The following is an 11,861-nucleotide window of genomic DNA, read 5'->3' on the forward strand; positions in this document are numbered from 1 at the left end:
GGTCCCGCCGCGCCGATGACACCTACATGGTGCCCCGCCCGCCGGCCGGGCACGTGTCGTGAGCGAGGACGGGTCGGGACGTGGACGCCGCAGGGCCGCAGGAGGGGTGGCGGGACGCCGCCGAGGGCGCGCGCCTGCTGAGCGGCGCCCTGGCGGCGCTGACCCGCGACGGCGGCCTGCCGCTCGACGCCGCCCCCCGGCCGCCCGCCTCGGCCGCGGAGGGCGCCGGCCGGGTCCCCGAGCTCCCGCGCCGCCAGCCGGGCGGCTCGGCGGTGACCGAGGACGTCGCGGCGGTCGCCGCCCGGCAGGCCGAGCAGATCCGCCAGCTGCAGAGCCTCATCGAGGCGGCACCGGTCGGCATCGGCCTCGTGTCCCTGGACGGCCGCACCCCGCTCACCAACGACACCCTGCGCCGCCTCCTCGGGTACTCCACCGAGGAGTTCGCGTCGATGCCGTTCTCCGAGTACACCGCCCCGGAGGACCAGGCGGAGAACGAGCGGCTGTTCCAGGCCATGGTCGCCGGCGAGTTCGACCGGTTCGCGATGGAGAAGCGGTTCATCCGGCGGGACGGCTCGATCCTGTGGGTCGACCTCACCGTCTCCCTCGTCCGCGACGACGACGGCCGGCCGGAGTACGCGATCGGCATGACGCAGGACATCACCGAGCGCAAGCGGCTCGCGGACGAGCTGCGCGCCGCCGAGCTGCACTACCGGCTGCTCGTCGAGCACGTGCCGGCCGTGGTCTACATCGCCGAGCCGGGGCCGGACGGCCGGTTCGTGTACGTGAGCCCCCGCCTGGAGTGGATGCTCGGGTACACCCCCGAGGAGTGGCTCGCCGACCCCACGCTCTGGTCGCGGAGCATCCACCCGTCCGACCGCACCGTCCGCAAGCACGAGGAGCTGCTGCGCGAGGAGCTCGCGGAGGGCGAGATGTTCCCCTCGACGACGTACCGGCTGCGGCACCGCGACGGGTACGACGTGTGGGTCCGCGACGACGCGGTGCTCCGCACCGACCGGGACGGCCGGCCGCGGCTGCACGGCGTGCTGCTGGACGTCACGCAGGAGAAGGCGCTCGAGGAGCGGCTCGCGCACATGGTCGACCACGACGCGCTCACCGGCCTGGTCAACCGCGCCCACTTCCACCGGCTCGTCGACGCCGCGCTGACCGAGGGACAGCTGGACGAGGGGCGCAGCGTCGCGGTGCTGTACGTCGACCTCGACGACTTCAAGGCGGTGAACGACGGGTTCGGGCACGCGGTGGGCGACCGGGTGCTGGTCGCCGTCGCCGACCGGCTGCGCGCGCTCGTGCCCAAGGGCAGCGCGGTCGCGCGGCTGGGCGGCGACGAGTTCGCGATCCTCGTGACGGGCCCGCCGGACGCGGGGACGGCAGCCCGGGCCGCGGCGTCGGCGCTCGGCGAGGTCGCCGTGGACGTGGCGGGGGAGAAGGCGCGGGTGCGCGCCAGCGTGGGGCTCGCGGTCGCCGACCGGTTCCACACCACCGAGCTGCTGCTGCACGACGCCGACCAGGCGATGTACGAGGCGAAGCTCGGCGAGGCCGGGCACCGCGGGCGCCGGCCCGCGGACTGAGTCGCGACGGGCCGGCGCGCCCGGGGGGTGCGGGTGCGTGCGGGTCAGGCGGGGGCGCCGACCCGGGCCAGCATCCCGAGCACGACCGCGGCCGAGCGCTCGGCCGCGTCGTCCACGTGCGTGAGGAAGTCGTCCGCACCCGCGGGGCCGCACAGGTCGGAGATGCCGCGCACCGCCAGGAACGGCACGCCGTAGACGTGCGCGACCTGCGCCAGGGCGGTCGTCTCCATGTCCGTGGACAGCCCGCCGGGGAACTGCTCGCGCACCGGGCCGACCAGGCCCGCGTCGACGAACGCGTCGCTCGACAGCATCAGCCCGGTCCGGACGGTGAGGTCCCCGGCGTCCGCGCCGAGCGCCGCGCCGCGCAGGGACGGGTCGCCCCGGTAGGTCGCGGGCATGCCCGGCACCTGGCCGAGCGCGTAGCCGAACGCCCGCGCGTCGGCGTTCGTGTAGAGGTGCTCGGTCCCCACCACGACGTCGCCGACGTGCACGCCGGCCTGCACGCCGCCCGCGGAGCCCGCGCTGATCAGCGCCGCCGGGGCCTCGCCGCCGCGCGCCGCTGCGACCAGCACCAGCGCGGCCGAGGCGGCGGACGCGGCGTTGGCCAGGCCGATGCCGCCGCGGACCAGCAGGACCTGGCGTCCGGCGACCGTCAGGACGTGGTGCTCCGCGCCGCCGACCGTGCTCGGCTCACCGACGGCGTCGGCGCGCTCCAGGAACGGCGCCGCCTCGTCCGGCATCGCGACCTGGACGACGACGTCCACGCCCGCGAGGGCGCTCACGCGGTCACCGTGCTCCACTCGGCGCGGTGCGCGAGGAACTCCCGCGCCGCGCCCTGGGCACCCTCCAGCGTGTGGTTCGCGCCCCAGCCGCACTGCGTCTCGTTCGCGGCGGGCACCGCGTCGGCGCGGGTGATGTCCTCGAGGGTGTCCTGGACCAGGGTGTAGACGTCCTCGTCGGCCCACTCGCCCTGCAGGATCAGGTAGAAGCCCGTCTGGCAGCCCATCGGCGAGAAGTCGACGACCCGGTCGCTGTGGTTGCGGGAGTGCTCGGCGAACATGTGCTCCAGGGAGTGCACGACCGGCATCTCCAGGTGCGCCTTGTTCGGCTGGGCGAACCGGATGTCGAACTTGCTGATGACGTCGCCCGCCGGCAGCACCTTCTTGTCGGCCAGCCGGATGTACGGGGCGACGACGGTGCGGTGGTCGAGGTTGAACGACTCGACGTTCATGCGGGGCTGGTTCACGGGGCTCCTCGTGGCACTGGGTGCGGACGCGACCCATTGTGCAGCGGCCCGGTGGCGCGCGGTATTCCGGCCGCCATGCGGGCCCGGGTGTCGGCGGTCTCAGGCGAACCGCACGGCCCGGGCGGGGCGGTGGCGGGTCCGGGGCGACGTGCTGCGGTCGGTGAGCTCCAGGAACCGGACGACGCGCCCGCGGTGCGGGGCCCACGGGGCCAGCACCTCCAGCACCTCCTCCTGCTCGACGCGCCTGCCCGCGATGGCGGTCCCCACCAGGCGTGGCAGGTGCAGGTCGCCGACGGACACGGCGTCCGCGTCGCCGAGCACCCGGCGCGTCGTCTCGGCGACGGTCCACACCCCGATGCCCGGGACGGTGTGCAGGCGCCGGCGGAGCTCGTCCGGGGTCAGCACCACCGCCTCCTGCAGCCGCCGGGCGACGGCCGTCGCGCGCAGCACGGTGGAGGCGCGCTGGTCGTCGACGCCCGCCCGGCGCCAGTCCCACACCGGGACCTCGCGCCACCCGACGGCGTCCGGCGGCACCCGCATCCCCGCCGGGGCCGGCCCGGGCGGGGTGCTCCCGTGGCGCAGCAGGAGCCAGCGCCAGGCGTGGTGCGCGTCGACGGTGACGACCCGCTGCTCCAGCACGGCCGGGACGAGGGCGCCGAGCACGTCGCCGGTCCGGGGCACCCGCAGCCCCCGCAGCCGGCGGTGCGCAGCGGCGAGACCCAGGTGCCCGGCGGGGTCGAACGTCCGGGGGTCGTCGCGGGCGCCCAGCAGGTCCGGCACCCCCGCGACCGCGCGCTCGGCGCCGGGGCCCCAGGCGGTCGCCGCGACGCCGCCCGCGGCGGGGCGCAGGAGCAGGGTGGCCGGGCCCGCCGGCGTCCGCAGGACGTGCCACACCGTGCCGTCCGGCAGCACGCGCAGCGTCGGGTCGCCGCCCCCGCGCCGGATCATCAGGAGCGTGAGCCGCACGTCCAGCGGCCCGTCGGGACGGTACGTGCTGGTCACCGGCGCGGCGCCGCCGGCGGCTGCGTCGGGGGGCAGGTCGGGCACCCCACCAGCATGACGCACCCCGCCGACACGCCGACCCGGCGTGCGGCGGGGTCGCACCCGCGTCAGCGCTTGAGGAAGTCCAGCAGCAGCTCGTTCACCTCGGCGCCGTGGGTCCAGAGCATCCCGTGCGGGGCGCCCTCGATCTCGGCGTACTCGGCCTGGGGGAGCGCCGCGTGGAACGGCCGGCCGGTGGCGTCGATCGGCAGGATGCGGTCGGCGGTGCCGTGCACGATCAGCGTCGGGACGTCGATCTTCGGCAGGTCGCCCCGGAAGTCGGTCAGCCACGTCGGCACGACCGCGCTGGACGCGAACCACGACGCGTTCGACGCGAGGTCCCAGGAGTGGCGCAGGGCCTCCTCGGAGAGCCGGCTGCCGAGGTTCTCGTCGGTGTTGTAGAAGTCGGCGTAGAAGCTCGTGAAGTACGCGTACCGGTCGGCGGTCACGGCGGCGAGGATCCCGTCGAAGACCTCCTGCGGGACGCCGGTCGGGTTGTCGTCGGTGTGCAGCAGGAACGGCTCGAGCGACGCGAGGAACACGGCCTTCGCGACCCGCTCGGACCCGTAGGTGCCGAGGTAGCGGCCGACCTCGCCGGTGCCCATCGAGAAGCCGACGAGCACGGCGTCGCGCAGGTCCAGCGTCTCGAGCACCGTCCGCAGGTCCGCGGCGAACGTGTCGTAGTCGTACCCGGTGGTCGGCTGGCTCGACTGCCCGAAGCCGCGGCGGTCGTACGTGATGACCCGGTAGCCGGCGTCGAGGAGCGCGGCGGACTGCTTCTCCCAGGAGTGCCCGTCCAGCGGGTAGCCGTGGATCAGGACGACGGGCTGCCCCGTGCCGTGGTCCTCGTAGTACAGGTCGATCGAGGTGCTGTTCTCGGTGCCCACGGTGATGTACGACATGGTCCGCCTTCTTCCTCCGATGGAGAACGACCGTTCTCCGCGATGTCGCCTACACTAGAGAACGAACGTTTTCCGCGCAAGCCCCTGGAGGTCGGACATGGTGCAGCAGCAGGCCGGGGGTCGTGCGGCGGCCGCGACCCCGGACGACGACGCCCTGCGCGCGCGGGTGCTCGACGCCGCCGACCGGCTGTACTACCGGCGGGGCATCCAGGCCGTCGGCATGGACGAGCTGCGCACGGAGGCCGGCGTCCCCCTCAAGCGCCTCTACCGGCTCTTCGGGTCCAAGGACGCGATCGTCGCCGAGGTGCTGCGCCGCCGGCACGCGATGTGGGAGCAGGGGCTGACCGCCGCGGTCGGCGCCGCCGGCACGCCCCGGGACCGGCTGCTCGCGATCTACGACTACCTGGCCGGGTGGTTCGACCAGGGCGACTTCAACGGCTGCATCTTCATCAACTCGTTCGGAGAGCTCGGCGGCTGCTCGCCCGAGGTGGCGGCGCTCGCCCGGGACCACAAGGCGGGCTTCCAGTCGTTCGTCGCGGACCTCGTCGCGGCGGCGGGCGGGCCCCCGGTGCTGGCGGCGCAGCTCGCCATCCTCGCGGAGGGCGCCCAGACCACCGCGGCGATCTCCGGCTCGGCGGACGCGGCCGCCCAGGCCCGTGCCGCCGCGGAGACGCTCATCGGAGCGGCGGGCGTCCCGGCCGGCTGACCGCGGTCCTCACGCGGCGCGGGTGCCCGTGACCTCCTGCAGCCAGTCGAACACCGCGTCGAGGTAGGCCGCCCGCGGCTCGTCGGCCGACAGGGCCAGGTCGTGGATGCCGCCCGGGACGGTCACGAGCGTCACGTCGTCCCCGAGCCGCGGCGCGCGGGCCCAGATCTGCGTGACGTCGAGCACCGTGTCCTGCGCGTCCAGCAGCGGGTTCTCCCGGGAGTTCAGGCCGGACTCCGCGGCCGTGCACACCAGCACCGGCGCGTCGATCCGCAGGCCCCGGGCGAGCCGGGCCTGTCCCCGGCGCACCGCCCGCAGCCAGCCCGCGCGCACGGGGAAGCCCTCGGACGGCTTCATCGCGAGGTCGTAGTCCCAGCGGCCGCCGTGGTCGACGTGCAGGTGCCAGGAGTACGCGGACGGCCCGTCGGCGAGCACCCGCATCCGGTCGACCGGGCCGAGGCCGTCCAGCACCCACGTCGACACGACGCGGTGGAACCAGCGGGCGTTCAGGTCGAACCAGGGGCTGTTCAGCACCAGCGCGTCGACGGCGTCCCGCCCGGCCGGGCTGTTCGCCCACAGGGCCGCCGTCAGCCCGCCGGTGGAGTGGGCGTGCACGGTGAGCCGGTCGTGGCCGAGCTCGTCGCGGACCAGGCGCGCGGCGAGGCCGAGGTCGACGCGGTACTCCGCGAGGTCGTCGACGTAGTGGGCGACCTGCCCCTCCCGCCAGGACCGTCCGCACCGCCGCAGGTCCAGCGCGTAGAACGTGTGGCCGCGGCGCTCCCACTCCTCGGCGAGGTGGGTCTGGAAGAAGTAGTCGTTGAACCCGTGCACGTGCAGCACCGCGGGTCCGCCGGGCTCCCGCGCGGGGTCCGGGGCGGGGCCGGGCGCGCGGCGGACGACGGTCGCGACGAGGTCCGGGTCGGTGGCCGACAGCGCCAGCGTCGTGCGCTCCCAGCCCGGGCCGAGCCCGTCGGGCTCCCACACCGTCATCCGGCGGCCCCGGGACGGGCCACCGGGGGCAGGGGGCGTGCGGCAGCCGGCAGCCGCAGCGGCAGCAGGGCGGCGAGCCCGATGGCGATGACCAGCACGAGACCCAGGATGCCCCACCGCTGCGACCCCGAGACGGCCACGAACGTCGAGAACGCGAGCGGCGCCAGGAAGCTCGCCGCCCGGCCGGTCGTCGCGTACAGGCCGAAGATCTGGCTCTCCCGCCCGGGCGGCGCCACCCGGGTGAGCAGCGACCGGCTGGCGGACTGCGCCGGGCCGACGAACACGCACAGCAGCAGGCCGCACACCCAGAAGGCCGGCCGCCCCGCGTCGGCGAGCACGAACGTCGCGACGCCCGCGACCACGAGGCCCGACAGGGCGGTGACGATCAGCGCCCGCGGGCCGACCCGGTCGTCGAGCAGGCCCGCCAGCAGGGTCGAGATGCCCGCGACGACGTTGGCGGCGATGGCGAACACCACCACCTCGCTCGCCGTGAACCCGAACGTGCCCGAGGCGATCACCGCGCCGAAGGTGAACACCCCCGCCAGTCCGTCCCGGTACACGGCGCTGGACAGCAGGAACAGCACGGTGCTGCGGGACGTCCGCCACAGGTCGCGCACGTCCGCGACGATCGTCCGGTACGCCTCGACGACCCCCGGTCGGCGCCCGGCGGTCCGCCCCGTGCCCCTGGGGGAGTCCGGCACGGCGAGCAGCACCGGCACCGCGAACACCCCGAACCACAGCGCCGACAGCAGCACCGCCACCCGGATGTTGAGCCCGTCCTCGCCGGTCACGCCGAACCACCCGACCGCGGGGTCGATGAACCCCACGAACAGCACCAGCAGCAGCACGATGCCGCCCAGGTACCCGGCGCCCCACCCGAGCCCGCTGACCCGCCCGAGCGTCGCGGGCGTCGCGACGCGGGGGAGCAGGGCGTTGTAGTGCACGGACGCCAGCTCGAACGTGAGGTTCCCCGCCGCGAGCAGGGCGATCCCGAGGAGCAGGTTCGCGGTGAGGGCGTCGGCGTCCGGCCGCACCAGGAACATCGCCGCGCACAGCGCCACCGTCACGGCGGACTGCACGGCGAGCCCGCGCCGCCGGCGACCGGATCCGTCGGCCCGCGTCCCGGCCAGCGGGGCGAGCACCGCGATCAGCACGCCGGCCGCCGTCAGCCCCCACCCCAGCCACGTGGAGTGCTCGGCGAGCGCCGCGTCGAGGGCGTCCCCGCCCTGCTCGACGACCGCCGGGTCGACGAACGCGTCGCTGGTCAGCCAGCGCGTGAACACGAACGTCGTGATGACCGCGTTGAACGCCGCCGAGCCCCAGTCCCACAGCGCCCAGGCGACCACCGGCCAGCGGCGCCGGGACGGCGTGCCGGCGGGAGCGACGGCCGCGGGCGGCACGGGGGCGGGCGGCGGGGCGGCGTCGGCGTGCACGGACCAGGCATACCGCGACCCGGCGTCCGGCGCGTGTCGGGAGCCTGAACACGCCGTGCGTGCGGTTGCCGTGCCGCCGGGCCGTGCCTAGGTTCCCGGCATGACCGGGACCGCGCGCATCGGCATCTCCGGGTGGCGGTACGCGCCCTGGCGCGGGGTCTTCTACCCGAAGGGCCTCGCGCAGCGACGGGAGCTGGAGCACGCGTCCCGGCACCTCGGCACGATCGAGATCAACGGCTCCTTCTACTCCCTGCAGCGCCCCGAGTCCTACCAGGCGTGGCGCGCGGAGGTCCCGCCCGGGTTCGTGTTCTCGGTCAAGGGCGGGCGGTTCGTCACGCACATGAAGAAGCTCGCGGACGTCGAGGTCCCGCTGGCGAACTTCTTCGCGTCCGGGGTGCTCGCGCTCGGGCCGACGCTCGGCCCGGTGCTGTGGCAGCTGCCGCCGAACCTCGGGTACGACCGCGACCGGCTCGCCCGGTTCTTCGACCTGCTGCCCCGGACGACGGCTGCCGCGGCGGCGCTCGCGGCGCGGCACGACGAGCGGCTCGACGACCGGGCCTGGACCACCACGGAGGAGGACCGGCCGCTGCACCACGTGCTGGAGGTCCGCCACGCCACCTTCGAGACCCCGGAGTTCCCGGCGCTGCTCCGCGAGCACGGCATCGGGCTGGTCGTCGCCGACACCGCCGGGAAGTGGCCGTACCTGGAGGACGTCACCTCCGACGTCGTCTACGTCCGGCTGCACGGCGACTCCGAGCTGTACGTCTCCGGCTACGACGACCCGGCGCTCGACCGGTGGGCCGACCGGGTGCGCGCCTGGACGTCCGGCGGCGAGCCGGAGGACGCCCGCCGGCTCGGACCGCCCGCGGCCCCGAGCCCGGGACGTGACGTGTACGTCTACTTCGACAACGACGTGAAGGTCCGCGCCCCGGTCGACGCGATGGGCCTGGCCCGCCGCCTGGGCGTGGGCCCGGCCCTCCCGGTCCCCTGACCCCGCTCCGGCCGGTCGTCGACCGGGCAGCAGATGCTGCCTCGCGGACGCCGGTGCCCGCGTCTACTGCCCGCTCGGCGGGTGCGCGCGGCCGCGGAGGCGGTCGATCTCCCGGCGCTCGCGCTTGGTCGGTCGGCCCGCGCCGCGGTCCCGCTGGGCCGCGACCGCGACGTGCTCGCGCGGCGGGGGCGGCGGCGTGCGGTCGATCAGGCACTCGGCGGCCGGCGCGGGCCCGACGCGGCGCTCGATGATCCGCGCGACCTCGACGATCCGCTCGGGCCCGTCGCCGCGCACCCGGACCTCGTCCCCGACCTTGACGCTGGTCGCGGGCTTGGCCCGGTCGCCGTTCACGCGGATGTGGCCGGCCCGGCAGGCGGCGGCCGCCGCGGCGCGTGTCTTCGTCAGCCGGACCGCCCACACCCACCGGTCGACGCGGGTGCTCGCGGGTCCCGCGGGCAGCGGCCGTGCGGCGGGCGTCGCGGCCGACGTCGTGGCGGGCGGCTCCGGTGCCGCGGGCTCGGTCACGGGGCTCAGGCCGCCGCGCGGGCGGCGCCGAGGATCTCCGCCGCGTCGTGCCCGCCCGGCTGCTCGCCCTCGGCGGCCGCGCGCTCCGCGAGCCGCAGCAGCGCGGCGTTTAGGGGCGTGGCGACGCCGTGCAGGCGGCCGAGCAGCACGATCTCGCCGTTGAGGTAGGCGGCCTCGATCGACCCGGCCCCGCGCACGAGGCTCTGCCAGGAGGACCCGCCGCGGCGCGTGACGCCCGGCAGGTCGACCAGCGTGAAGTCGCCGCGCACCCGAGACTCCTCCTCGGCCCGGGTCGGCTCGATCCCGGCGGCGGCGAGCACGTCGCGCGCCTCGGCGACCGTGGCCCGCAGGAGCTCCCGGGCGGCCGGCTCGCGCACCGGCCCGCACAGCGCCTCGACGGCGTTGCCGAGGTTGCTCAGCAGCTTGGCGTACTTCCACGCCATGACGTCCCGCACGACCGGCGCGCGGAACCCGGCGGCCTCCAGGTCGGCGCCCACGGCGGCGACGTCCGGGTCCGGCTCACCCGCCGGGAACGACCCCAGCGTGAGGATCCCAGTCACCGGGCTGCCGGCGGCGGACACGCGGCCGGGCTCGAGGAACGTCGCGGGCAGCCACACGCACATGCCGGCCACCCGCTCGAACCGCCGCAGCGCGGTCCGCTCGTTGTCGACGCCGTTCTGCGCGCACACCAGCAGCAGGTCCTCGCCCGCGGTGCGGCCCCCGGCGACCGGCCGGCCCGCCCACTGCGCCGTGGTGGCCGCGGTGTCCTGCCCCTTGACCGCGAGCACCAGCACGTCGTCCGGTCGCAGCTCGACGTCCTCCGGTCCCGCCGCGACGGGTGCGCGCACCACCCGGGCGCCGGCCGGGGTCGTCAGGTGCAGGCCCTCAGACCGCATCACCTCCAGGTGGGCGCCGCGCGCGACGAGCACGACCTCGCGCCCCGCCTCCGCCAGCAGCCCGCCGATGGTCCCGCCGACCGCGCCGGCGCCGATGATCACGTATCGCACGCAGCCACCGTGCCACATCCCGCGGCCCCCCGGTGGTTGCCGGAGGTGACGACCCCGGGCGCCGTCGTACGGTGGAGGCCATGACCACCCCCTCTCTCGTCGCCATCACCGGCGGCCACGTCGTCCCTGTCTCCTCCGCCCCCGTGGAGGGCGGCACCGTCCTGATCCGCGACGGCCGCATCGAGGCCGTCGGCGCCGACGTCGTCGTCCCCGAGGGCGCCACCGTGATCGACGCGACCGGCCGCTGGGTGCTGCCGGGCTTCGTCGAGGCGCACGGCCACGTGGGCATCCACGAGGAGGGCGAGGGCGTCGAGGGCAACGACACGAACGAGATGACCGGGCCGAACATGGCCGCCGTGCGGGCGGTCGACGCGATCAACATCGACGACGAGGGCTTCCGCGACGCGCTGTCCGGTGGCGTGACGTCGGTGGTCGTGAAGCCCGGCTCCGGCAACCCGATCGGCGGCCAGAGCGTCGCGATGAAGTCCTGGGGCGGCCGCACGATCGACGAGCAGGTCATCTCCGCGTCGGTGAGCGTGAAGTCCGCGCTCGGCGAGAACCCGAAGCGCGTGTACGGCGGCAAGAAGCAGACGCCGTCGACCCGGCTCGGCACCGCCCTGATCATCCGCGAGGCGTTCACCGCCGCCCAGCACTACCGCGCCGCCCGCGCCGCCGCCGAGACCAAGGGCGAGCCGTTCAAGACCGACCTGGGGCTGGAGACGCTCGCCCGGGTGCTGGACGGCGAGCTCTACTGGGACCAGCACACGCACCGGCACGACGACATCGCCACGGCGATCCGGCTGGCCGACGAGTTCGGGTACAAGCTGGTCATCAACCACGGGACCGAGGGGCACAAGGTCGCCGACGTGCTGGCCGAGCGCGACATCCCCGTGATCTTCGGCCCGATGTTCACCTCGCGCTCGAAGGTCGAGCTGCGGGACCGGGCGATCGCGAACCTCGCCGCCCTCGCGCGTGCCGGCGTGCGCGTCGCGATCACGACCGACCACCCGGTCGTCCCGATCAACTTCCTGGTGCACCAGGCGACCCTCGCCGTGAAGGACGGGCTGCCGCGGGAGACCGCGCTGGAGGCGCTCACCGTCAACCCGGCGTCGTTCCTCGGGCTGGCGGACCGGGTCGGCGCGCTCGAGCCGGGGCGCGACGGCGACGTCGTCATCTGGTCCGGAGACCCGCTGGACGTGCACGCGCGCGCCGAGCACGTGCTGATCGAGGGCCGCACCGTCTACACGTGGGACGCGGCGACCTCGACGGGCCGCACGGTCGAGCGCGCGGAGCGCTTCACCGCCTGACGCGGCACCGCCCGAGCCCGCGAGGTCGTCAGTCCGGCACGAGGTCGTCCCGCAGGACTGACGACCTCGTGCGGATGTGACGACCTCGCGGGCGGTACGGGCGGGACGGGCCGGACGGGCGGCGGGC

Annotated in this window: 12 protein-coding genes; 4 read left to right on the forward strand and 8 right to left on the reverse strand. The window is 75.6% G+C overall.

Going from position 1 to position 11,861, the window contains the following annotated elements; genetic code table 11:
- The first annotated feature begins 80 nt into the window (after positions 1-80).
- Positions 81-1,586 (forward strand): PAS domain S-box protein, encoded by a 1,506-nt coding sequence (locus KJP73_RS02680; protein ID WP_213281212.1) that lies wholly within the window; start codon positions 81-83, stop codon positions 1,584-1,586.
- A 44-nt stretch (positions 1,587-1,630) separates the two neighbouring features.
- Here KJP73_RS02680 and mtnN read toward each other — a convergent pair whose 3' ends face one another.
- The 4 genes from mtnN to KJP73_RS02700 form a co-directional block, all read right to left on the reverse strand.
- Entirely contained in the window at positions 1,631-2,368 is a 738-nt protein-coding gene (gene mtnN / locus KJP73_RS02685) for a 5'-methylthioadenosine/S-adenosylhomocysteine nucleosidase (protein ID WP_249669040.1), read from the reverse strand.
- The gene (locus KJP73_RS02690; RefSeq protein ID WP_213281228.1) at positions 2,365-2,817 is read right to left on the reverse strand and encodes an S-ribosylhomocysteine lyase; all 453 of its coding nucleotides are present in this window, start codon (positions 2,815-2,817) and stop codon (positions 2,365-2,367) included. Before KJP73_RS02690 ends, mtnN begins: the two co-directional genes overlap by 4 nt.
- A gap of 114 nt (positions 2,818-2,931) precedes the next feature.
- A complete protein-coding gene (locus tag KJP73_RS02695; protein WP_249669041.1) occupies positions 2,932-3,879 on the reverse strand; it encodes a DNA-3-methyladenine glycosylase family protein in 948 nt (315 codons plus the stop codon).
- Between the two features lie 62 nt (positions 3,880-3,941).
- The gene (locus KJP73_RS02700) at positions 3,942-4,775 is read right to left on the reverse strand and encodes an alpha/beta fold hydrolase (RefSeq protein ID WP_213281213.1); all 834 of its coding nucleotides are present in this window, start codon (positions 4,773-4,775) and stop codon (positions 3,942-3,944) included.
- 97 nt (positions 4,776-4,872) lie between these two features.
- Here KJP73_RS02700 and KJP73_RS02705 point away from each other — a divergent pair, with 97 nt between their 5' ends.
- Complete coding sequence (locus KJP73_RS02705; protein ID WP_213281214.1) at positions 4,873-5,481, forward strand: TetR/AcrR family transcriptional regulator; 609 nt, start codon at positions 4,873-4,875, stop codon at positions 5,479-5,481.
- A gap of 9 nt (positions 5,482-5,490) precedes the next feature.
- Here KJP73_RS02705 and KJP73_RS02710 read toward each other — a convergent pair whose 3' ends face one another.
- Together KJP73_RS02710 and KJP73_RS02715 are read right to left on the reverse strand one after the other, a co-directional pair.
- A complete protein-coding gene (locus tag KJP73_RS02710; protein ID WP_213281215.1) occupies positions 5,491-6,471 on the reverse strand; it encodes an alpha/beta hydrolase in 981 nt (326 codons plus the stop codon).
- Positions 6,468-7,904 (reverse strand): MFS transporter, encoded by a 1,437-nt coding sequence (locus tag KJP73_RS02715; protein WP_249669042.1) that lies wholly within the window; start codon positions 7,902-7,904, stop codon positions 6,468-6,470. Before KJP73_RS02715 ends, KJP73_RS02710 begins: the two co-directional genes overlap by 4 nt.
- Before the next feature lie 100 nt (positions 7,905-8,004).
- Here KJP73_RS02715 and KJP73_RS02720 point away from each other — a divergent pair, with 100 nt between their 5' ends.
- Positions 8,005-8,895: a DUF72 domain-containing protein gene (locus KJP73_RS02720; protein WP_213281216.1), complete on the forward strand. Its 891-nt coding sequence runs from the start codon at positions 8,005-8,007 to the stop codon at positions 8,893-8,895.
- Positions 8,896-8,958: 63 nt separating this feature from the next.
- On the opposite strand, the gene KJP73_RS02725 is transcribed toward KJP73_RS02720, so the two are convergent.
- Both KJP73_RS02725 and KJP73_RS02730 read right to left on the reverse strand, forming a co-directional pair.
- Positions 8,959-9,354 (reverse strand): RNA-binding S4 domain-containing protein, encoded by a 396-nt coding sequence (locus KJP73_RS02725; protein ID WP_213281232.1) that lies wholly within the window; start codon positions 9,352-9,354, stop codon positions 8,959-8,961.
- Between the two features lie 71 nt (positions 9,355-9,425).
- A complete protein-coding gene (locus tag KJP73_RS02730) occupies positions 9,426-10,427 on the reverse strand; it encodes a ketopantoate reductase family protein (RefSeq protein WP_213281217.1) in 1,002 nt (333 codons plus the stop codon).
- An 80-nt stretch (positions 10,428-10,507) separates the two neighbouring features.
- Here KJP73_RS02730 and KJP73_RS02735 point away from each other — a divergent pair, with 80 nt between their 5' ends.
- Positions 10,508-11,734, forward strand: a complete 1,227-nt coding sequence (locus KJP73_RS02735; protein WP_213281218.1) for an amidohydrolase — start codon at positions 10,508-10,510, stop codon at positions 11,732-11,734.
- Positions 11,735-11,861: the final 127 nt, after the last annotated feature.

The sequence above is a fragment of the Cellulomonas hominis genome (genome assembly GCF_901521055.1).
In the GTDB taxonomy this organism is placed as follows: domain Bacteria; phylum Actinomycetota; class Actinomycetes; order Actinomycetales; family Cellulomonadaceae; genus Cellulomonas; species Cellulomonas endometrii.

What these genes read in the sequence shown, in the direction of transcription:
- KJP73_RS02690 (WP_213281228.1), bottom strand. Translation starts at nt 2,817, where the DNA reads ATGAACGTCGAGTCGTTCAACCTCGACCACCGCACCGTCGTCGCCCCG.
- KJP73_RS02700 (WP_213281213.1), bottom strand. Translation starts at nt 4,775, where the DNA reads ATGTCGTACATCACCGTGGGCACCGAGAACAGCACCTCGATCGACCTG.
- KJP73_RS02705 (WP_213281214.1), top strand. Translation starts at nt 4,873, where the DNA reads ATGGTGCAGCAGCAGGCCGGGGGTCGTGCGGCGGCCGCGACCCCGGAC.
- KJP73_RS02710 (WP_213281215.1), bottom strand. Translation starts at nt 6,471, where the DNA reads ATGACGGTGTGGGAGCCCGACGGGCTCGGCCCGGGCTGGGAGCGCACG.
- KJP73_RS02720 (WP_213281216.1), top strand. Translation starts at nt 8,005, where the DNA reads ATGACCGGGACCGCGCGCATCGGCATCTCCGGGTGGCGGTACGCGCCC.
- KJP73_RS02735 (WP_213281218.1), top strand. Translation starts at nt 10,508, where the DNA reads ATGACCACCCCCTCTCTCGTCGCCATCACCGGCGGCCACGTCGTCCCT.